This is a genomic window from Pelomicrobium sp. (genome assembly GCF_036803785.1).
Classification (GTDB): Bacteria; Pseudomonadota; Gammaproteobacteria; order Burkholderiales; family UBA6910; genus Pelomicrobium.
The window spans coordinates 1-20786 of the sequence record NZ_DAIRTR010000019.1; the positions used below are offsets into that span (position 1 = coordinate 1).

19 protein-coding genes are annotated in these 20786 nt (G+C 65.8%); 12 read left to right on the forward strand and 7 right to left on the reverse strand.

Annotation, left to right across the window (positions count from 1 at the left end):
• Nucleotides 1–223: 223 nt before the first annotated feature.
• From V7Q81_RS03710 to V7Q81_RS03725, 4 genes are read left to right on the forward strand one after another with little or no spacing between them, the layout of a single operon-like run.
• A complete protein-coding gene (locus V7Q81_RS03710; protein WP_333840463.1) occupies nt 224–1318 on the forward strand; it encodes a mandelate racemase/muconate lactonizing enzyme family protein in 1095 nt (364 codons plus the stop codon).
• A gap of 36 nt (nt 1319–1354) precedes the next feature.
• Nucleotides 1355–1789: a methylaspartate mutase subunit S gene (glmS, locus tag V7Q81_RS03715; RefSeq protein ID WP_333840465.1), complete on the forward strand. Its 435-nt coding sequence runs from the start codon at nt 1355–1357 to the stop codon at nt 1787–1789.
• 32 nt (nt 1790–1821) lie between these two features.
• Nucleotides 1822–3237 (forward strand): methylaspartate mutase accessory protein GlmL, encoded by a 1416-nt coding sequence (gene glmL, locus V7Q81_RS03720; RefSeq protein WP_333840520.1) that lies wholly within the window; start codon nt 1822–1824, stop codon nt 3235–3237.
• Nucleotides 3215–4711 (forward strand): methylaspartate mutase subunit E, encoded by a 1497-nt coding sequence (locus V7Q81_RS03725; RefSeq protein ID WP_333840467.1) that lies wholly within the window; start codon nt 3215–3217, stop codon nt 4709–4711. Before glmL ends, V7Q81_RS03725 begins: the two co-directional genes overlap by 23 nt.
• 56 nt (nt 4712–4767) lie before the next feature.
• On the opposite strand, the gene V7Q81_RS03730 is transcribed toward V7Q81_RS03725, so the two are convergent.
• The 5 genes from V7Q81_RS03730 to V7Q81_RS03750 all read right to left on the reverse strand — a co-directional run bounded on the left by V7Q81_RS03730 (nt 4768) and on the right by V7Q81_RS03750 (nt 9044).
• The gene (locus V7Q81_RS03730) at nt 4768–5184 is read right to left on the reverse strand and encodes an NfeD family protein (RefSeq protein ID WP_333840469.1); all 417 of its coding nucleotides are present in this window, start codon (nt 5182–5184) and stop codon (nt 4768–4770) included.
• A 62-nt stretch (nt 5185–5246) separates the two neighbouring features.
• On the reverse strand, nt 5247–5627 hold the full coding sequence (locus V7Q81_RS03735; protein WP_333840471.1) for a YajD family HNH nuclease: 381 nt from the start codon (nt 5625–5627) through the stop codon (nt 5247–5249).
• 49 nt (nt 5628–5676) lie between these two features.
• Nucleotides 5677–7191, reverse strand: coding sequence for an aldehyde dehydrogenase family protein (locus V7Q81_RS03740; RefSeq protein ID WP_333840473.1), 1515 nt, complete (start codon nt 7189–7191; stop codon nt 5677–5679).
• A 151-nt stretch (nt 7192–7342) separates the two neighbouring features.
• Nucleotides 7343–7531, reverse strand: coding sequence for a hypothetical protein (locus tag V7Q81_RS03745; protein WP_333840476.1), 189 nt, complete (start codon nt 7529–7531; stop codon nt 7343–7345).
• 397 nt (nt 7532–7928) lie between these two features.
• Nucleotides 7929–9044, reverse strand: a complete 1116-nt coding sequence (locus V7Q81_RS03750) for an NADH:flavin oxidoreductase/NADH oxidase (RefSeq protein ID WP_333840478.1) — start codon at nt 9042–9044, stop codon at nt 7929–7931.
• A gap of 180 nt (nt 9045–9224) precedes the next feature.
• Here V7Q81_RS03750 and V7Q81_RS03755 point away from each other — a divergent pair, with 180 nt between their 5' ends.
• From V7Q81_RS03755 to V7Q81_RS03780, 6 genes are all read left to right on the forward strand, one after another.
• Nucleotides 9225–10196, forward strand: coding sequence for a tripartite tricarboxylate transporter substrate binding protein (locus V7Q81_RS03755; RefSeq protein ID WP_333840479.1), 972 nt, complete (start codon nt 9225–9227; stop codon nt 10194–10196).
• Between the two features lie 100 nt (nt 10197–10296).
• Nucleotides 10297–10854: a tripartite tricarboxylate transporter TctB family protein gene (locus V7Q81_RS03760; RefSeq protein ID WP_333840481.1), complete on the forward strand. Its 558-nt coding sequence runs from the start codon at nt 10297–10299 to the stop codon at nt 10852–10854.
• A 13-nt stretch (nt 10855–10867) separates the two neighbouring features.
• Nucleotides 10868–12427, forward strand: a complete 1560-nt coding sequence (locus tag V7Q81_RS03765) for a tripartite tricarboxylate transporter permease (RefSeq protein WP_333840483.1) — start codon at nt 10868–10870, stop codon at nt 12425–12427.
• A complete protein-coding gene (gene sauS, locus V7Q81_RS03770; protein WP_333840485.1) occupies nt 12424–13851 on the forward strand; it encodes an acylating sulfoacetaldehyde dehydrogenase in 1428 nt (475 codons plus the stop codon). Before V7Q81_RS03765 ends, sauS begins: the two co-directional genes overlap by 4 nt.
• 18 nt (nt 13852–13869) lie before the next feature.
• Entirely contained in the window at nt 13870–15435 is a 1566-nt protein-coding gene (locus V7Q81_RS03775; protein WP_333840487.1) for an AMP-binding protein, read from the forward strand.
• Nucleotides 15436–15587: 152 nt separating this feature from the next.
• Nucleotides 15588–16634, forward strand: a complete 1047-nt coding sequence (locus tag V7Q81_RS03780) for a LacI family DNA-binding transcriptional regulator (protein WP_333840489.1) — start codon at nt 15588–15590, stop codon at nt 16632–16634.
• On the opposite strand, the gene V7Q81_RS03785 is transcribed toward V7Q81_RS03780, so the two are convergent.
• Together V7Q81_RS03785 and argH are read right to left on the reverse strand one after the other, a co-directional pair.
• On the reverse strand, nt 16617–17513 hold the full coding sequence (locus V7Q81_RS03785; RefSeq protein WP_333840491.1) for a fructosamine kinase family protein: 897 nt from the start codon (nt 17511–17513) through the stop codon (nt 16617–16619). The genes V7Q81_RS03780 and V7Q81_RS03785 overlap by 18 nt on opposite strands.
• Before the next feature lie 42 nt (nt 17514–17555).
• Nucleotides 17556–18950 (reverse strand): argininosuccinate lyase, encoded by a 1395-nt coding sequence (gene argH / locus V7Q81_RS03790; protein WP_333840493.1) that lies wholly within the window; start codon nt 18948–18950, stop codon nt 17556–17558.
• Nucleotides 18951–18988: 38 nt separating this feature from the next.
• On the opposite strand from argH, the gene V7Q81_RS03795 reads away from it, so the two are divergent.
• Together V7Q81_RS03795 and V7Q81_RS03800 are read left to right on the forward strand one after the other, a co-directional pair.
• A complete protein-coding gene (locus tag V7Q81_RS03795; RefSeq protein WP_333840495.1) occupies nt 18989–20002 on the forward strand; it encodes a sensor histidine kinase in 1014 nt (337 codons plus the stop codon).
• 14 nt (nt 20003–20016) lie between these two features.
• Nucleotides 20017–20781, forward strand: coding sequence for a LytR/AlgR family response regulator transcription factor (locus V7Q81_RS03800; RefSeq protein WP_333840497.1), 765 nt, complete (start codon nt 20017–20019; stop codon nt 20779–20781).
• Nucleotides 20782–20786 lie beyond the last annotated feature (5 nt).

Sequence of the window (20786 nt, forward strand, 5' to 3'; positions counted from 1 at the left end):
AGATCATGGTCTCGCGCGAACTGGGCGACCCCTTCCGCCGCGACGCCCTGTCTAAGCCCAAACGACTGCTGGAAAAGTACAAAGACTACGTGTAACACCCCAGAGGGCGCTCGTGCGCCCTCGTTGAGAAGGACGACAAGAAGCGGGATGACCCGCCAAGACGGGCGAGCAGGCCGGGCACGGGGCAGCTCGGCCCGCGCTCAGGCCAACCTTGAGGAGGATCATGAGCGTCATCGAACGCCTCACGCTCTATCGATTAAGGGTGCCTCTGAGCACCCCCTACAAGCTCGCCTTCGGGCCGGTCAGGGCCTTCGACACGATCTTGGCGGAGGCGGTGGACTCGGACGGCCGCACGGGTGTGGGAGAGGCAACGCTCCTCACGGGCTACACCGGAGAGACCATCGAGGGAAGCTGGACGCTCGCCCGAAAACTTGCATCCCGGATGGTGGGCCGCTCTGCCCCGGACGCGAAGCGTGGGGCCGAAACGGCAGTGGGCGATGCGCCTTTCACCGCCACAGCACTCGCCACGGCGGTGGACATGCTGGAAGGACATCCGTCCTTGTCGGTGGAGCGCACGACGGCAGTGCCCTTGCTGGGTTTGGTGAACGGCACCACGGCCCACGAGCTGGAGGCAGAGATCGAGACCCTCCTTGCCGAGGGTTATGGCACCCTCAAGATCAAGGTGGGTTTCGATCCGGACCAGGACGCGCGCAAGGTGGCGCTCATCCAGCGGATCAACCGCGGACGAGCCCGGCTGCGCATTGACGCCAACCAGGGCTATAGCGTTGACGAAGCGCGCCGCTTCCTGCGCTCGCTCGATCCGGCCGCCGTCGAGCTCTTCGAGCAACCCTGTGCGGCGGGGGACTGGGCCGCGGCCAAGGCGGTGGCCGAGACCTCGCCGGTGCCCATGATGTTGGACGAATCCATCTACGGGCTGGAGGACATCGAGCGTGCCGCCCGGCTGCGATGCGCCCGCTTCATCAAGCTCAAGCTCATGAAGATGGGAAGCCTCGATCGCCTCAAAGCCGGTATTGAGCGCATCCGCGCCCTGGGTATGGAGCCGGTGCTGGGCAATGGCGTCGCCTGCGAGATTGGCTGCTGGATGGAAGCTTGCATTGCCCGGGAAGGGATCGGCAACGCGGGTGAGATGAACGGGTTCTTAAAACCCGTAACGCGCCTCCTGGAGCGGCCCCTGCGGCTCGAGCGCGGTGCCATCGTGCTTGTGCCAGGCGAGCGGCCTACCCTCGCGCGCGACGCCCTCACCCGCTACACGGTAGCGCAGGAAGAATTTTCCGCGAAAGCTGCGACGATGCTTTGAGCGTGCTTGAATGTAAGCGCTTCCAAGGATGCAACGATGGGACAGAGGACGCTGGTCACCGGAGTTATCGGGTCGGATACCCATATTGTGGGTAACCGCATTCTGTCGATGGCATTGGAAAAGGCCGGCTACAAGGTGGTGGCCCTGGGGGCGCTGACCCCGGCCGAGGACTTCATCAAGGCGGCGGTGGAGACCAACGCCGACGCGATTCTGGTCTCCTCGCTCTACGGCCAGGGGGAACTGGACTGCCGAGGCTTTCGCGACAAATGCATCGAGGCCGGCCTGGAGAACATCCTGCTCTACGTGGGCGGGAACTTGGTGGTGGGAAAGCAACAATGGGAGGATGTGGAAAAGCGCTTTCTCGCCATGGGCTTCGATCGGGCGTTTCCGCCCGGCACGCGCACCGACCAGGTGATCGAGACCCTGGCGCGGGACTTTGAGGCGCGGGACAGGCAGAAGCGAGAGGCGTGATTCGCCAGGAGGGAGAGGTCCCCATTGATCCCATGAAGACGGCGCTCCTCATCGATTTCGGCAGCACCTACACCAAGCTACGGGCGGTAGACGTGGACCATGCCCGCATCATCGGTGCTGGCCAGGGGCCCTCCACCGTCGCCACGGACATCACGGTGGGCATGATGAAGGCGCTCGAGGACCTACAAGCCCATATCGGTCCGCTTCCCAAGTTCACTTACCGGCTTGCTTCTTCCAGCGCCGCGGGCGGCCTGCGCATGGTCACGGTGGGGCTGGTGCGGGAGCTCACGGCGGAGGCGGCCCGGCGAGCGGCCCTCGGGGCGGGGGCGAAGCTCGTGGGCGCTTTCGCCTATCGCCTGACTCGCGGTGACGTGCAGAAGATCGAGGCCCTCTCTCCCGACATCCTGCTGCTCGCAGGCGGCACCGACGGGGGTAACAGCGAGGTGATTCTGCACAACGCCGCGCAGCTCGCGGCAAGCGCCCTCGTCTGTCCCTTCGTCTACGCGGGCAACCGAGCGGTGGCCGAAGAGGCCCAACGGCTCTTAAGCGGCAAGACGGTGATCGTCGCCGAGAATGTGATGCCGGAGTTCAACGTGCTCAACATCGAGCCCGCCCGCGCCGCCATCCGCCAGGTGTTCATCGAGCGCATCGTGCACGCGAAGGGCATCGACCGGGCCCAGGCCCTGTTCGACCAGGTGCTGATGCCCACGCCCGAGGCAGTCATGGAAGGGGCGCGGCTGCTGGCCGACGGCTGGGAGGGGGAGCCGGGGCTAGGGCCCCTGCTGGTGGTGGACCCGGGCGGGGCCACGACGGACGTGCACTCGGTGGCAGACGGGCAGCCGACCCAGCCGGGGATCGTTCCCCACGGCCTGCCGGAGCCTCGGGTGAAGCGCACCGTGGAAGGCGATCTGGGCATGCGCCACAACATTGGCGCCGTGGCGGAGGCCGCCGGCGCAGAGGCGCTTGCCCGGGACGCGGGACTGCCCGTTGAGCGGGTGCGGCAAATGGTGGATGCGCTCTCCCGCGAGGTACAGCGGCTGCCGGAAAGCGAGGAGGAGCGCTCCCTCGATCTGGCCCTGGGTCGCGCTGCCGTGCGCCTGGCGGTTCAGCGCCATGCTGGGACGCTGGAGACCGTCTACACGGTCCAGGGGCCGGTCCAGGTGCAGCACGGCAAGGACTTGCGGGAAGTGGCTACGGTAATCGGCACTGGCGGCGTGCTGGCCCACGGTGCCGATCCCGCGGCGATCCTAGAGACGGCCCTGTTCGATCCCGCCGAACCCTGGTCCCTGCGGCCGAAAGCGCCGCGGCTCATGCTCGACCGCGATTATTCCCTGTACGCCTGTGGGCTGCTCGCCCAGGTAGAGCCGGCGGCCGCGCTGCGCCTGGGTCGTAGCTCCCTTGTTCCCGTGCGCAAGGAGTCCCCACATGAACGCACCGTCCGCGCCTGAGGCTCGCCTGCCCCTTTCCCAGGAACGAATCCCGGAGGAGGTGTTCGAGGCCATGCGTCGGGAGAACCTGGCCCGCTGGCCCACGGGCAAGGAAGTGGTGCTGGAGCGAGCGGTGGCGCTGCACCAGCGACTGCCGAAGCACAAGCGCCTCGCCTACGTCATGCGGCGGGCGGTGGAGGAAGGCCGCTGCCTCACCCAACCCCGGGGCGGCTTCGGTACTTTCCGATTGCAACTGGAGCTGATGCAGGTGCTGGACAAAGAGGGGCTGGCCGACATCGTTCCCACCACCACCGACAGCTATACCCGCAACGAGCAGTGGGTGCTGGCGCAGAAAGGAATCGAAGAGTCGGAGCGGGAGGGGCGCTCCATGCTGAACGGCTACCCCATCGTGAACTACGGGGTGGAAGTGAGCAAGAAGCTGATCGAGGCGATCGACAAGCCCGCCATCATGCTGACCGGCACGGCCATGCCTAAGCTCACGGGGGAGATCGGTTTCGCCTCGGGCTATTCGGGCTACCTGGGTTCCGGGATCGCCTACACCACCTCCTACATCAAGGAGCTGTCCATCGAAGAGGGCATCCGCAACTACCAGTACCTGGACCGGCTGGCGGCGCTGTACCAGGAGCACGGCGTCGAGCTGCACCGGCGCCAGCCGGGCTTCCTCACCGGCACCAACATCCCGCCCTGCATTGCCATCATGACCTGCGTGCTGGACGCGCTGTTGGCCGCCGCCCAGGGGGTCAAGAACTACGGCCTGGAGATGGGCCAGACCCTGCACCTCATTCAAGACGCGGCGGCGGTGCGGGCCTGCCAGGACCTGGTCCAGGAGTACCTGCGCAAGGCCGGCCACACGGACGTGTTCACCCCGGTGACCCTGCTTCACTGGATGGGCGCTTGGCCCCATGACGAGGCCCAGTCGGCCGCTCTGGTGGTCTACGGTGGGACGCTCGCCGCCGTGGCCGGGGCGGTGTCGGTCACCACCAAGACCACCCACGAGGCGTTCGGCATTCCCACGCCCCAGGCGAATGCGGAAGGCCTGCGCATGACGCGCATGGCCATTTACCTAGCGCGCCGCATCCGGCTCGATCCCCTGCCCGAGTTCCAGTTCGAAGTGGAGCTGATCAAGCGGGAAGTACGGCCCATCATCGACAAGACCCTGGAGATGGGGGACGGGGACGCTGCGGTGGGCACCGTGCGTGCCTTCGAAGCCGGCGTCATGGACATCCCCTGGTCGCCCAACCGTTGGTGCAAGAGCCGGGTGATGCCGGCCCGGGACGCCGACGGCTACCTGCGCATCCTGGACCCGGGCCTCATGCCCTTCCCCAGGGAGGTGCTGGAAATCCACGAGGAGCGGCTCAAGCGACGCGCGGCAAAAGAAAGGGTGCCCTTCGGCCCGGAGCTTGCGGTGGCGAGCGTCTACGAAATCTCCGAGCCCCTGGCGAGGCTCATGAGCGACGCCTGGGCGCGGGACTGAGCCATCGGTTTCCTATCGCTTCCTCCCTTGCGCCGGGCCTTGGGCCCGGTTTTTTTTTACCGCCGACGCTTATCGGTCGGATGAGCGTTCGGCGAGATCCAGAGGGTGACCCCCTCGACCCGCTCGATGCGCGCTTTCGCTCCCGCGTGAGGCACGCGCTCCCACGATCCCGCCGCGCGCGCCCTCCAGCGTTCCCCATTGAGCCGCACATGTCCGGCGTAGGACCCGTGCTCGTCCCGCTGGAAGTCAGACAGTATTTCCACCTCCCGGCCGGGGAGCGACTCGGGACCGACCTGGGGCGGAATCCTGGCGGCGAGGCGCTGCAGCAAAAGCTCGACGGCGATGAAGGTCAAGGCGGCGATGGGCGCTCCGTACCGGGCCGGCAGATCCAGCGACCAATAGACGGCCCCGGCGAGCAGGGCCGAAAACGGGAAAGCGAGCAGAAGCAGTACGATGCGTTGAGCGGCCGTCATGGGAGGAGAATACCCGGTGCTTTCTTAGGCCGGGCACCACGGTGGGATGTTCCGTAGAGCGGTTATCTCTTGCGTTTGAGCAAGGCGTCCAGGTGGGCGAACGGCTTGTAGGTGGCCCGGGGCGCGGGCTCGACGCCGGGTGCCGGGCGGCCCCGCACGGATTCGTCCACGAGCCGGGCGTGCTCATTCTCGTGGCAGTAGAGGCACAGCAGCTCCCAGTTGCTGCCGTCGGGCGGGTTGTTGTCGTGGTTGCCGTCCCGGTGGTGCACGGTGAGCTGGTGGAGGGTCGCGCGGGTGAACTCCCGCCCGCACCGGGCACACATCCAGGGAAAGCGCTTGAGGGCCTGCGCTCGATATCCCTTTTGCCGCTCCTCCCGCGCGCGCCGTGCCTCGGCCACGATGCGCTCAAGGCGTTCCTTGTCGGGCTGCCTGCCAGGCGGCATGGGTGGCCTCCTGCGAGGCCGTGGTGGGCCGAAGGCGGCCGCACGGCGGCTATGTGGCGTAATTCACGATTACCGTCTTGGTGGCGGTGAAGTGTTCCAGCATGGACTCCAGCGAATACTCGCGCCCCAGCCCACTCATTTTATAGCCGCCATAGGGGAGCCCCGCCCTCGGCCCCGCGTACTGGTTCACCTGGACGAAACCCGCTTGGAGCTTTTCTGCAAATGCGAGGGCCTTGGCGAGATCGCGGGTCCACAGCGCTCCGGCGAGACCGTACTGGGTGTCGTTGGCCAGGGCGAGGGCTTCGTCGAAATCCCGGAAGCGGTACAGCAGCGCCACCGGGCCGAAGATCTCGTCCGTGCATACGGGCGAAGCGTGGGGAATTCCCTCGATCAGGGTAGGGGTGTAGAAGTAGCCCCGGTCCAGCCCTGGCGGAGGGCTACCACCGCACACGATGCGGGCGCCCGGTGTAGCGCGGGCCATGTCCACGTAGGCCTTGACCCGCTCGAACTGCTCGCGGGAGATGATGGCCCCCATCTGGGTCGCCTCGTCCAGCGGATCGCCGATCTTGAGCTGCTCGAGCGCTTCCACGGTGCGGGCCACCACCTGGTCGTAGATCCTATCGTGCAAGTAAATTCGGGTGCCGGCCGAGCAGGACTGACCCTGGCGGGTGAAGCGCATGCCGGCGATGAGGCCCGGCACCGCTTTGTCCAGATCGGCGTCGTCCATGACGATATTCGGGCTCTTTCCCCCCAGCTCCAGGGTGACCGGGCAAAGTTTCTCGGCGACATAGCGCAGGATCTGCCGTCCCACCGGGACGGAGCCAGTGAAGCTTACTTTGCGCACCAAGGGGTGCTCGGCCAGGGGCTTGCCTGCCTCTTCTCCGAACCCGGAGATGGCGTTCACCACGCCGGCGGGCAAAACCTCGTTCAGAATCTCGGCCGTGCGGATGACGGTCAGGGGGGCCTGCTCAGCGCCCTTCACCACCAGGGTGTTGCCTGCCACGAGGGCGGGACCCAGCTTCACGCACAGCAGGGTGAGGGGGGCGTTCCACGGGATAATGGCTCCCACGACCCCCAGCGGTTCCCGGCGGACGTAGGCCAGCGTGTTCGGATCCCAGGGGATCGTGCGCCCCTTGAGCTCGGACCACAGCCCGGCGAAGAATCGCAGCAGCTCGATGGCACCGGCCACCTCGGGCCGGGACTGGGTGGCGAGGGCGTTGCCGGTCTCCAGGGCGAGCAGCCGGGCAAGGGGCTCCGCTTCCTGTTCCAGTCGGTCGGCGGCCCGGTGCAGCAGCTCGCCCCGCTCCCGGGCCGGGCGGCGCGACCAGGCGGGGTAGGCCCGGTGGGCGGCCTCCACCGCCCATCCCACGTCTCGGGCCTCGCAGCGGGCGGCGTGCGCGATGATGGTTTCGTCCGCCGGATTTTCCACCGCAAAGGTGCGGCCGCTGGGCGGAGGCTGAAGCTGGCCACCCACTAGGACTTGGCCGGCGAGGCGGTGGGCTTCCGCCAGGGCGGCGGCCCTGGCGGCGCTCACCGGAGCACTCAAGGGTTCGAGGCTGGACATGGAAATTTCCTCGAGGTGATACGCCTCTCGTGCCTGAGGGCACAAGGTGCGCCGCTCGGTCACCGAGAAAAAAGAATTTTAAGGCGCGCCCCGGCTGGGGCGGAACACTATCCCTCGAGCGACCGGAGAATGCCCAGTCCCCGGCACCGTTTCAGAGATCGCCGAAGGGGTTTTCGATGGCGTGGGGCTCGCGCCCGAGGCGGCTTGGCCAGGTGCGGGGATGGCGCTCTTGGCGCCAGCAGCCGAGGGCACGGTACTCCCCGGAGGCGTCGCCGAAGGACTCCGGGTCTTCGGCCGGCGGAGGGAGCCGCTCTTCGAGGCTCTTTAACACTGCGCTCATTGTGGGTCTCCTTCTGCCGCGCTTGTGGCGCGGGGTTCCCTCGCTCTTTCACGATATGAAAAAGCTACGCGAGATATGATAGCGCAAGACGTATAATGAGAGGTTACCATTTCTATCATTTTTTCTTATGATCGGGCGGAACCGAACCAGACGGATCAATGATCCCGGGCGGATCCCCGCTTTGCTGGGGGTAATTCAAGTCGATGGGGCGAAAGGGGCCGATCGGCCTAACCGAGCGCTTTCGTAGCGAGAGCATGGGGCGAGCGCCGGCCTTTGCCCTCGCGGCCCTCGAATGGGTGTGGCCTAAACCTCTAGGCTCCTGGTTCGAGATACCGTGGCGAGGGGGCGGGGTCCGGCGGCGGTTCTCCCCTCTGACGGGACGGAACTCATGGCACCCTCAGCCTCGCGCCGCTTCCCGCTCGGCGAAGGTGTCGTTACGCACCCAGGGGCGGCAGCGCAGATACTGGTTGGGGTAGTACACCGACGCGCCCAGCTCGGCGGCGGCATGCCAGGCCCAGCGGGGGTCGTAGAGCATGCCCCGGGCGAGGGCCACCAAGTCGGCCTGGCCCTGAGCGATGATGGCCTCGGCATGCCGGGGTTCGGTGATCATGCCGATGGCGACGGTGATGAGGCCGGTCGCGTGCCGGACGGCTTCGGCGAAGGGCACCTGGTAGCCGGGGTAGGTCTTGATATGCTGATTCTTCACGAGCCCGCCGCTGGAGACGTCGATCCAGTCGCAGCCCAGTGCTTTAAGCGCATGGGCGAATTCCAAGGTGTCCGGCAGGTCCCAGCCACCTTCGGCCCAATCGGTGGCCGACACCCGCACCCCGAGGGGCCGGTCCTCGGGCCAGACCGCCCGCATGGCGGCAAAAACTTCCAACGGAAAGCGCATGCGGTTCTCCAGCGTGCCCCCATAGCGGTCGGTGCGGCGGTTGGAGAGGGGCGACAGAAACTGGTGCAGCAGGTAACCGTGGGCGCAATGGAGCTCTAGGGCGTCGAAGCCGATCCGGGCCGCCCGCTGAGTCGCGGCGACGAAGGCTTCGCGGATGGCCTCGATCTCTTCCAGGCCGAGGGCGCGGGGCATTGGGGCGCCTTCGCCCGAAGCCACGGCCGAGGGGGCCACGGGTTCCCAGCCCCCTTCCTCGGGCATGAGCCGCCGGCGGCCTTCCCAAGGCGGGAGGGTGGACGCTTTGCGGCCAGCGTGGGCCAGCTGGATTCCGATGCGGGCGCGTCCGTGGTGTCGGCAGAAGTCCACGACCCGCTGCAAAGCCCGTTCGTTCTCGTCCGAATAAAGACCCAGGCAGTAGGGGGTGATGCGGCCGCGGGGCTCCACGTCCGTCATCTCCACCATGAGGAGTCCCGCGCCCGACACCGCGAATTGACCCAGGTGCATGAGGTGCCAGTCCGTGGCGCAGCCATCGACGGCGGAGTACTGGCACATGGGAGAGACCATGATGCGGTTGTCTAGGACGATTTGGCGCAGGCGTATCGGCTGAAAAAGATGGCTGAACATCGCTCGATTCCTTCGCTGATGGGCAACACTCGGGCGATCAGACAGCATAAGAGTATTCCATTGGGAGATGGTGATGTAAGCGGTTGCATTAGCGCCCTGCTTCGTATAAAGTGGCCTCTCGGGCCCTGAAGCAGGTACAAAAAGGGCCTGTGCATTTCATCGAACGAGAGGAGACACACAATGACTCGCATGCAGCTCATCCGCCCCTTTGTCGCGGCGGTGCTGGTCGTGGCGGCGGGCGCCGGAGGGTGGCCCGCGGCCCAAGCCGAGGAGAAGTACCCATCGCGTCCGGTGGAAATCGTAGTGCCTTGGGGGCCGGGCGGCGGTGCCGACCAGGTGGCGCGCCATGCGGCCAAGATCCTGGAGGAGGTGCTCAAGGTTTCTTTCCCGGTGGTAAACGTGCCGGGCGCCACGGGGCAGACCGGTCTCACCAAGATGCTGACCGCCCCGGCGGATGGCTACACCATCTCCATCATGACGGGAGACACCTTCAGCCTCCTGGGCAGCGGGGCCAAGCTTAACTGGAGCCTCAAGGATTTCGTGCCGGTGGCCATCATGATCCGCCAGCCGTCGGCGTTTTTCGCCGCCGAGAACGGTCCGATCAAGAATTGGAACGATCTGGTGAACGAGGCGAAGAAACGGCCCCTCAAGGTGGCGGTGACCGGCTTCGGCAGCCCGGACGACATCCATGTCAATTACTTCAAGAGCAAGGGCATCAACATGGTCTCGGTGCCCTTCGCCAAGCCGGGCGAGCGCTATAGTTCCATTCTCGGCGGCCACGCCGATCTGCTGTACGAGCAGCTGGGGGACGTGAAGAGCTTCCTCGACGGCAAGCAGATGCGGCCGATCGTCGTCTTCGATTCCAAGCGTTTTCCCGCCTTTGCCGACGTGCCGAGCTCGGCTGAGCTGGGCTATCCCATCAGCATCTACCAGTTCCGCATGGTGATCGTCAAAGCGGGCACCGATCCCCAGAAGATCAAGGTGCTCTCGGATGCGCTCGCCAAGGTGGCCGCCGATCCGAGCTACAAGGCGTACCTCAAAGACCAGTACGCCCTGGAGGATAGCTACATTGCGTCCGACGGCGCCCAGAAGTTCCTGGAGAACGAGCTCAATAACATGAAGAAGTTCGCCGCCGAAGCCGGGATGAAGTAAAGGAAAGTCGCTCCCTCGAGGGCCGGCTGCCTGGAAGCCGGCCCTCGCGCTCCGCAACCCTGCCGGGGCTGGACCGGGGGACGCGAAGGAGGAGTGGAAAATGATCGTCGAGCGGCTCAAGCGGGCGCTGCCCTACGCGGTGGTACTGGCCGCCGGGCTTTATCTGTTCCACGTGGCCAACCAGATCGAATATTTTGCGCCGTCGGGCCGGATCGGCCCTGACGCCTGGCCCAAGATAGTGATATCCCTGCTGATTGCGGCAAGCGTCTATGGGATCGTTCGCGCCCTGACCCGCGCGGGCGCCCAGAACCCAGCCGCAGAAGCCCTGGTGGAGGGACCGGCGGAGGAGCCCCATCCGAGCCCCGCCGAGGCGGACAAAACCTACCCCGGGTTGCTCTTGCTGGGCGTGCTCGCCACCCTCGCTTATGTGGCCCTGGTGCCTACGCTGGGTTTCTTTCTCGCTACCAGCACCTACCTCATCGCCTTCATGGTCATCGGCCGCTACCGGAACTGGCCGGTCATCTTTTCCACCGGCATCCTGGGTGCGCTGCTCATGATGTTCTTCTTCATGCGGGTGGTCTACATTTCCCTGCCCATCGGTAAAGAGCCGTTTTCTGCGGTCACCCTGTTCCTGATGAAGGTGATGGGCATCAAGTGACGAGGCGATGATCATGGACAACGTGTTGCAGCATCTCGCCGTCGGCTTCGTCCATGTGTTCGAGCCGTGGAACCTGGTGGCGCTGTTCGTGGGCCTGGTCATGGGGCTACTGGTGGCCGTGCTTCCGGGCCTGACCCTGGTGATGGGGGTCGTGCTCGCCCTACCTTTCACCTACAGCATGGACGTCATCCCGGCCATCATCCTGCTCACCGCCATGTACGTTTCCGGCACCTATGCTGGGGCCTGGACTTCGATCCTGTTCCGGGTGCCGGGCGAGCCCATGGACGTGCCCCTCCTGTGGGATGGCTACACCATGGCGCGCAAAGGCCAAGCGGCCCTCGCCCTGGGCTGGACTCTGACCGCCGCACTGGTGGGCGGACTGGTCGCCGCTACCTTCACGGTCGCGGCGGCCCAGCCCATCGCCAGGATCGCCCTCACTTTTTCCACGCCCGAGTATTTCGCCATCCTGTTCTTTGGCCTGGCGAGCGTGGTCTCCTTGGGCGGTGGCTCCCTCACCAACGCCTTCATCAGCCTATTCATCGGGCTGCTGATCGCCAGCGTCGGCATCGACGACACCTACGGGTCGGAGCGCTTCACCTTCGGCGTGGACATCCTGCGCGACGGCATCGACTATCTGGTAGTCATGGTGGGCGCCTACGGTCTGGGGGAGGTGTTCGCCCGGATGGAAACAGGCTTCAAATCCGCGCCGCTGCAAGCGGTGGGCAGCGTGAAGACGCGGCTCCCACGGCTGCGCGACATGTGGCGCGCCAAGATCACCTACTTGCGTGGTTCCCTGACGGGCATCGTGGTGGGACTGGTGCCGGGAGCAGGCGCCACCATCGCTTCCTTCGTCTCCTACGGAGCCGAGATGCAGTACGGCAAAAAGAAGGACCAGCTCGGCACTGGCATCCCGGAAGGCATCGTCGCGCCCCAGACGGCGGCCACCTCTTCGGTGGGCGGCGCCCTGATTCCACTGGTCACCATGGGCATTCCGGGCAGCGGCGCCACCGCCATCATCCTCGGCGCCTTCCTGCTTCATGGATTGCAGCCGGGGCCCCAGGTGTTTGCTAACAGCCCCAATATCGTGTACGCGATGTTCGCCTCCCTTTTCGTCGGCATCGTTGGCATGTGCCTGATCGGTTACTTCGCCGCGAAGGCGCTGGTCAAAGTGCTCGACTTTCCCGAGGCGGTGGTGTCTGCCTACGTGGTCATGTGCTGTTTCCTGGGGGCTTTCGCCGCCCGCAACAACGTAACCGATCTGTGGCTGCTGGCGGGCTTCGGCATTCTCGGCTATCTGTTCGAGCGCTTCCGTTTTCCCATCACCCCCCTGGTGCTAGGGGTCATCCTGGGGCCTCTGGCCGAAACCAACTTCATGACCACCATGGTCAGCTATAACAACGACTGGACCGTTTTCTTCACCCGGCCGATTAGCGGCACCATCATGGCACTTGCCATCCTCGCCCTGGTGTTTCCGTTGATCCGAACCCAGCTGCGCAAGCGCAAGCTTACCCGTGCCGCGGAGGCGGGGATGATGGCGCGCGGGCCGGGACGCACCAAGGAGATCGGCTCATGAGCACGCAGGCAGGAAAGGTCGTCTCTATGGGCGCGGGCGAGATCGTGGCGGAGCTGGTGGCGCGGGCCCGTGCCGCCCAGCGCATCTACGACCGTTACACCCAGGCCCAAGTGGACGAGGTGGTCACCGGCGCCGGCTGGGCCATCGTGGAGCCCGAGCGCAACCGCAGGCTCTCGGAGCTGGCGGTCAAGGACACGGGCCTGGGGGTAGTGGCGGACAAGATCCTCAAGAACCGGCGCAAGACCATGGGGTTGCTGCGGGACTTGAAGGGAGCGAAATCGGTGGGGGTGATTGCCGAATACCCCGAGAAGGGCCTGGTGGAGATTGCCCGCCCGGTGGGCGTGGTGGGAGCGATCACCCCTTCCACCAACCCGGCGGCGACGGTGGCCAACAAAGTGATCAACGCCCTCAAGGGGCGCAATGCCATCATCGTGGCGCCCTCGCCCAAGGGCGCCTCCACCTGCGCCCTGCTGCTCCAGTTCATCCATGCCGAGCTCGATCGGGTGGGTGCCCCCCGAGACCTGGTGCAGATGCTGCCGAGCCCCGTGTCCAAGGAGCTCACCCACGAGCTCATGCGCCAGGTGGACCTGGTGGTGGTGACCGGCTCCCAGAACAATGTGCGTGCCGCCATGACCAGCGGTACCCCCGCCATCGGCGTGGGGGCGGGCAACGTAGTGGTGATCATCGACGAGACGGCCGACCTCCCCGATGCCGCCGCCAAGATCGCCGCTTCCAAGACCTTCGACAACGCCACCAGCTGCTCCTCGGAGAACCACTTGGCAGTACTGGAGAAGGTGTACCAGCCTGCTCTGACGGAGCTCGAGAAACAAGGCGGGGCACTGCTTACGCCCGAGGAGAAGGCGAAGCTGCAGAAAGCCATGTGGCCCGACGGCAAGCTCTCGCCTGCGGTCATCGCCCAGTCGGTGGCGCGCATCTGTGAAGTGGCGGGGCTTGCCCGGGATAAACTAAAGAAAGCGCGCTTTCTCATGGTGGAAGAGACCGGGGTGGGCAAGGACTATCCCTTCTCGGGGGAAAAGCTCTCTCCGGTGCTCACCGTCTACCGGGTCAAGGATTTCGACGCAGCCTTCGATCTGACCTGCCGCATCTATGCCTACCAGGGGGCGGGCCATTCCATCGGCATCCACACCCAGGACGACGCCCATGTATTGCGCCTGGGGCTAGAGGCGCCCACCTGCCGGGTGATCGTGAACCAAGCCCACTGCTTCGCCAACGGCGGCAATTTCGACAACGGGTTGCCCTTTTCCCTGTCCATGGGGTGCGGTACCTGGGGCAAGAACATCATTTCCGACAACCTCAATTACCGCCATTACCTCAACATCACTCGCATCGCCCGGACCATCCCGCCACGGGAGCCCACCGAAGAGGAGCTGTTTGGCGAATACCGGCGCAAGCACGGGATATGAGCGATTCACCCCGAAGCAATGATACGCACTGTCCGACAGTTCATTGACCTACAGGCTCGGGAGCGGCCGCAGCAGCCCTACCTGATCGCTCCGGAAACCGGCCGTATCATGACCTACGCCCGGCTGCGAGAGCACTCCGTCGCGCTCACTCGGTATCTTCTCGCCCGCGGGCTCGCGAAGGGCGACAAGGTCTCTCTCATGCTGCACAACGGCTACCAGACGGCGCGGCTGTTCCTCGGGATCATGTACGGCGGCTTCGTGGTCTCGCCGGTCAACCTCTTGTCCCAGCCCAGCCAGCTCAAGTACGTACTGGAGCATTCCGATACCCGGCTGGTGTTCGTAGGCCCCGACTTTGAAGAGCGGGTGAGAACCATGCTCAAGGAGGTGGCGCGGCCGCTCGCCGTACAAGTGATCGACGTGGACGCCGAGGAGATCTTCGATCCTGGGGAGCTGCCCGAAACGGCCTTGCCCGAAGTGAGTGAGGAAGACGACGCGCTCCTCATGTACACCTCGGGTACCACCGGGCTGCCCAAAGGTGTGGTGCTCACCCACAAGAACGTGATTTCGGGCGGGCTTTTCGTGACCCAGGCCCACCGGCTCACTGCCAGCGATCGGGTGTTGTCGTCGCTCCCCCTCTATCACATCAATGGACAAATCGTGACGGCGGTCTCCCCTCTGGTGCACGGAGGATCCGTCGTCATGCCTCACCGCTTTAGCGTCTCGAGCTTCTGGGATCTGGCGTGCCGCTACGACTGCACCTGGATCAACGTGGTGCCTACCATCATCTCCTACCTGCTCAACGCCTCCGATCCCCGGGAGAGGGGGCTGGACCTGTCGAAGATCCGCTTCTGCCGTTCGGCTTCCGCGCCCCTGCCCCCCGTCCAACACAAGGCGTTCGAGGAGAAGTTCGGCATCGGCATCATCGAGACCTTTGGCATGACCGAGACGGCGGCCCCCTGTTTCACCAACCCCCTGGAGCCGTCGCGGCGCAAGATCGGCAGCCCGGGCCAGGCCTTCGGCAACGAGGCCAAGGTCATCGACCCCGAGACTGGCCAGACCCTGCCGCCCGGCCAGGCGGGGGAATTGATGGTGCGGGGCGACAACGTCATGCGGGGCTACTACAAGGATGCCGCTGCCACCGCCAGGACCCTGGAACCCGATGGCTGGATGCACACGGGGGACCTGGGCTACATGGACGAGGAGGGCTTCGTGTTCGTCACCGGCCGCATCAAGGAGTTGATCATCAAGGGCGGTGAGAACATCGCGCCCCGAGAGATCGATGAAGCACTGCTCAAGCACCCAGCAGTGCTAGAGGCTGCCGCGGTGGGCATTCCCGACGAGCACTACGGCCAGGAGATCGCCGCTTACGTTGTGCTTAAGGAAGGCTGCGAGTGGTGCACTGAGGAAGAGCTCACCGAGTTTTGTCGCGAGCAGCTCGGCCGCTACAAAACCCCCAAACAAATCCGTTTCGTGGCCGACCTGCCCAAGGGCCCCTCAGGCAAGGTGCAGCGGCTCAAGCTCCTGGAGCTAGACGCAGCGCCCGGCGGCGCGAAGGCACAGGGCGGCCGGGCCCAGGCGGCGTGAGACGCCGGTCGAACCGGACCGGGTCAACGCGGCGGCACGCACGGGAACGCCTGGGTCATCGTTGCCCCAGGGCAAAGGTCTGCGCAACCGTTGCCCACCCGGAATGAAATTGGTAGGCTCATGAAGTTGTCCTAGCCCAACGAGGCGACCGGTTGAAAAAGTCCGTCAAGCTCGCCGATGTGGCCCGGCATGCACGGGTGTCCACCGCGACCGTTTCCCGGGCGCTTTCCCATCCCCATAAAGTCAGGCCCGAGACGCTGGAGCGTATCCAGCGGGTGATCGACCGGCTTGGCTACGTGCCCCATGGCACGGCCCGGGCGCTCGCCACGCGGCGCACCTATGCCATCGGTGCCGTGATGCCCACCCTGGACAATGCCATCTTCGCCAACACCACCCACGCTCTGCAGAAGACCCTGGACGAAGCAGGCTACACCTTGCTTCTCGGCTGCCACGAGTTCGATCCCAAGGTGGAGACGCGCATCGTACGTAAGCTAATCGAGCGTAGCGTGGACGGCCTGATCCTGTTTGGCACCGATCACGAGCCGGAGCTGTGGGCGCTGGTGGAGCGGGTGCAGATTCCCTACGTGCTCACCTGGGCCCTCGACCGCAGCGGGCAGCGGCCGTGCGTCGGCTTCGACAGCCACGAGGCAGGCGTGCAAGTGGCCCGCTACCTGATGGAGCTGGGACACCGGCGTTTCGCCATGATCGCCGGCATCACCGCTACCAACGAGCGCCATCGGGCGCGGGTGCAGGGGGTGCGGGAAGCGCTAGAGGCCCGGGGAATCCAGCTGCCGACGACGCGCATCATCGAAAAACCGTTCTCGCCCACCGCCGGCCGGGAGGCGATGCGGGAGATTCTGCGTCAGCGGTGGCGGCCGACGGCGGTCATCTGCGGCAATGACGTGCTGGCGATCGGCGCCATCGCCGAGTGTCATGCCCAGGGGCTGCACGTGCCGAACGACATTTCCGTCACCGGCTTCGACGACATGGAATTTGCCTCCATGGTCACGCCGGCCTTGACCACGGTGCACTTCCCCGCCCCCGAGCTGGGGCAATACGCGGCCGAGCATCTCCTCAGGCGTCTGGCAGGGGAGGAGGTGCCCGCTGTACTGCAGCTTCCCGTGGAGCTGATCGTGCGCGCCTCCGCTGCGCCGCCCAAGCCCACCCTAGAGCGCAAGGCCTTAGCCGAGATGGGCTAACAGCCGCTCCATCAGGGTTTGCGCCTGGGGGGCGTAGCGTGCACCGAACAGGTTCACGTGATTGAGCACGTGGTAGAGGTTATAGAGGTCCTTGCGCACCCGGTAGCCAGGATCGAGGGGATAGGCCTCCTCGTAGGCCCGATAGAAGGCCGGGCCAAAGCCGCCGAACAGCTCGGTCATGGCAAGGTCTGCCTCCCGATCCCCGTAGTAGACTGCCGGATCGAATACCACGGGCGTCCCATCCCGAGTCACCCCATGATTGCCGGCCCACAGATCGCCGTGCAGCAGGGACGGCACGGGTGCGTACCCTTGGAACAGAGCGGGAAACCGCTCCAGCAGCCGCTCGCCGAGGTGCTGCAGGGGGCCGCGATGGCCCCGGCGCGCCGCGAGCTCCAACTGGAAGCCAAGGCGCGCCTCGCGCCAGAAGGCGATCCAGTCGGCGCTCCACGGGTTGCGCTGGCGTGTAGCGCCGATGAAATTGTCCTGTCGCCAGCCGAAGTGCTCGGCGGTATGGCGGTGTAGCCGGGCGAGCGCCACACCCAGGGCCGCGAGGCTCGCGGCATCGCCGCGCCCGAGCTCCAGGTATTCCAGCACCAGGAAAGCCTGCCGGTGTGCGACGCCGTGGGTGATGGGCCGGGGCGCCTTGACCACTGCGGCGGCGAGGAGCTCTTCCAACCCCGCCGCTTCGGCCTCGAACAGGGTGGCGTTTTCTGCCCGATTGAGCTTCACGAAGTAGCGGCGGCCCGTGCCTTCCAGGCGGTAGGCCTGATTAATGCAGCCGCCGCCCACCGGCTCCAGGCGCTCGGGGCGGAAGCTGATGCCCTCGGCCGCGGCGATGCTTGCGGCAATCGCGTCCCAGGGCGCTCGCTGCGCGGTCATGACCAAGACGTATTTCCGCCGCTGTGTCCCCGTGGCAGTGCTTCAGCCGAGCGACTGCCGTGCCTTACGTACTGCCCGCAGCACCTGTTCGGGTGCAGTGCCGCCCGGGTGGCGCCGGCTCGCCACCGACCCCTCCAGGGTGAGGACCTGGTAGACGTCTTCGGCGATGAGGGGAGAGAATCGGCGCAGCTCCTCCAGGGACAGTTCGGCCAGGTCCACGCCTTTGTCTTCGGCAAAGCGCACCGCCCGCGCTACCGCCTCGTGGGCGTCCCGGAAAGGAAGTCCCTGGCGCACCAGGTAGTCGGCCAGGTCGGTGGCGGTGGCGTAGCCTTCCCGCGCCGCGGCGCGGGTTTGCTCGGCGTCCACCTCCAGCCCCGCCAGCATCTCCCGGAACACCCGCAGCGTGTCGGTCACCGTGTCCACCGCATCGAACAAGGGTTCCTTGTCCTCCTGGTTGTCTTTGTTGTAGGCGAGGGGCTGGGCCTTCATGAGGGTGAGGAGCGCCACCAGGTGGCCGTTGACCCGCCCCGTCTTGCCCCGGGCGAGCTCCGGTACGTCGGGGTTTTTCTTCTGCGGCATGATGCTGGAGCCGGTGCAGAAGCGGTCCGGCAGCCTCACGAAGCCGAAGCGAGGGTTCATCCACAGGATCAGCTCCTCCGAGAGCCTGGACAGATGGGTCATGAGGAGAGCGGCGCAGGCGGCGAATTCCACCGCGAAGTCCCGGTCGGACACGGCATCCAGGGAGTTCTCGCACAAACCTTCGAAGCCCAGCTCTCTCGCCACCCGCTCCCGGTCGATGGGGAAGCTGGTGCCCGCGAGGGCCGCGGCGCCCAAGGGCAGGCGGTTCAGGCGCCGGCGGCAGTCGGACAGGCGCTCCGCGTCCCGTTTGAGCATCTCGAAGTAGGCCATGAGGTGGTGTCCGAAGGTGACAGGCTGGGCCACCTGAAGATGGGTAAAGCCCGGCATCACCGTGCCGGCGTGGCGCTCGGCCTGATCCAGCAGCACCCGCTGCAGCGCCCGGATGTCCTCCTGGATGGTGTCGATCGCCTCTCGCAGCCATAGCCGTACGTCGGTCGCCACCTGGTCGTTGCGCGAGCGCGCCGTGTGCAGCCGCTTGCCCGCCTCGCCCACCAGGTCGGTCAGCCGCTTTTCGATGTTGAGGTGCACATCCTCTAGATCCAGAGACCAAGGAAAGGTGCCCGCCTCGATCTCGGCCAGGATCTGTTGCATTGCGCCCTCGATGGCGGCGAGGTCTTCCGCGGATAAGATGCCAACGGCATGAAGCATGCGCGCATGGGCGAGGGAGCCGCGAATGTCGTGGCGGGCGAGGCGCCGGTCGAAGGGGACGGAGGCGGTATAGCGCTTGACCAGCTCGTTCACGGGCTCGGCGAAACGCCCGGACCAGGGTTTATGCTCGCTCTTCGATCGATCTTGCACGGGCGGCCAACCTGGCAAAGAATAAGAAAATTCGGCAAATGCTCAGTATAAATCAAAACGCCGGCGCGGCCGGCCTGCCTGATTTCCGCAACCTGGGGGTGATCGCTCGGGTGCTGGTGGCGGTGGAGCTGTTCGGCTTCGCCGTGGCCCTCGCCCGCACCTCCGGCTGGGCCGAGGCGGGTGCCGAATTCGCGAGCCTTTCGGCGGTGCTGCAGCCGGCCTTGATCCTTGCCGTTGTGCTCCTTTACTTGCTCCATCCCTGGCTCAGGGGCCTGCCCTATGGGCTCGGCGCGGCATCGGTGGTGGCGGTGGCCTTGACCGCCCTCGTTCTGGTGCATGCGGTGGCGGGGGCGGTCTTGCCGTCGCTGGAAGCGAGCGCCATCGCGCGCCACGCCCTGTTCGCCTTCGGGGCGAGCGCACTGCTGCTCTTTTACTTCCATCTGCGCGGCCGGGCCCTGTCCCCTGCGCTGGCGGAAGCCCGGCTCCAGGCGCTGCAAGCCCGCATCCGCCCTCACTTCTTCTTCAACAGCCTGAACGCGGTGCTGGGACTGATCCGGTCCGATCCACGCCGCGCGGAAGCCGCCCTGGAGGACCTGGCGGAGCTGTTCCGGGCGCTCATGGCGGACAACCGTCAGCTTTGCACCCTGGCGCGGGAGGTGGCCCTGTGCCGCCAGTATCTGCAGATCGAACAATTGCGGCTCGGGCCGAGGCTCAAGGTGGAGTGGCGCATCGATCGCATGCCCGGGGAGGCCCTGGTGCCGCCCCTCACCCTGCAGCCCCTTATCGAGAACGCCGTCTACCACGGTATCGAGCCGATCCAGCAACCCGGAACCATCGAGATCCAAATCGAGCGGCGCAGCGATCAGGTGCATGCGGTGCTGCGCAATCCCTACCGGCGGGAGGGCGCCCATACCGCGGGCAACCGCATGGCGCTCAACAACATCCGCGAGCGCCTAGCGCTGCACTTCGACGCCGAGGCCGCCCTTTCCACCCGGGAGGCAGACGGCCTGTACGAGGTCCATATCGTGCTGCCCTACCGCACGGGAGCTTGACGCGGACTTAATCCATGAGCGCTGGCGAACAAGCCTTGAGGGTGTTGATCGTGGACGATGAGGCCCCGGCCCGGTTACGGCTGCGGGATTTGCTGACCGACTGTGGGGAGAAGATGCCCCTCGAAGTGGTGGGAGAAGCGGCGAGCGGCCTGGAGGCGCTCAAATGCTTGGAGGAGGCGCCGGCCGACGTGGTGCTGCTCGACATCCGCATGCCGGAGATGGACGGTATCGAGCTCGCCCAGCACCTGATGAAGCTGCCCGATCCGCCGGCGGTCATCTTCACCACCGCCTACGACGCCTATGCTCTGCAGGCCTTCGACGTGCATGCGCTCGACTATCTGCTCAAGCCGGTGCGTCTCGGGCGCTTGTTCAATGCTCTCACCCGGGCGCGCTCCATCACGCCGCTGCGTATCGAGATCCTGCAGCAGCTCGCCCGCCGGCCCCGCAGCCACCTCTCCATCCAGGAGCGGGGGCGGGTACACCTGATCCCGGTCGATGCCATCCTGTACCTCAAGGCGGAGCTCAAGTACGTGACGGTGCGCACGCGGGAACGGGAATACCTGATCGAGGAATCCCTCTCCCGGCTAGAGGAGGAATTCGCCGATCGCTTCCTACGCATCCATCGCAACTGCCTGGTGGCCAAAAACGCGATCAGCGGCTTCGAAAAACAGTCCCCGGAGGCGGAGGGACAGTGGGCAGTGGTGATCAAGGAGCTGAACGAAAAGCTTGCGGTGTCCCGCCGCCAGTGGTCGGCGGTGAAGGCCTTCATGGACCGCTGAGCGGA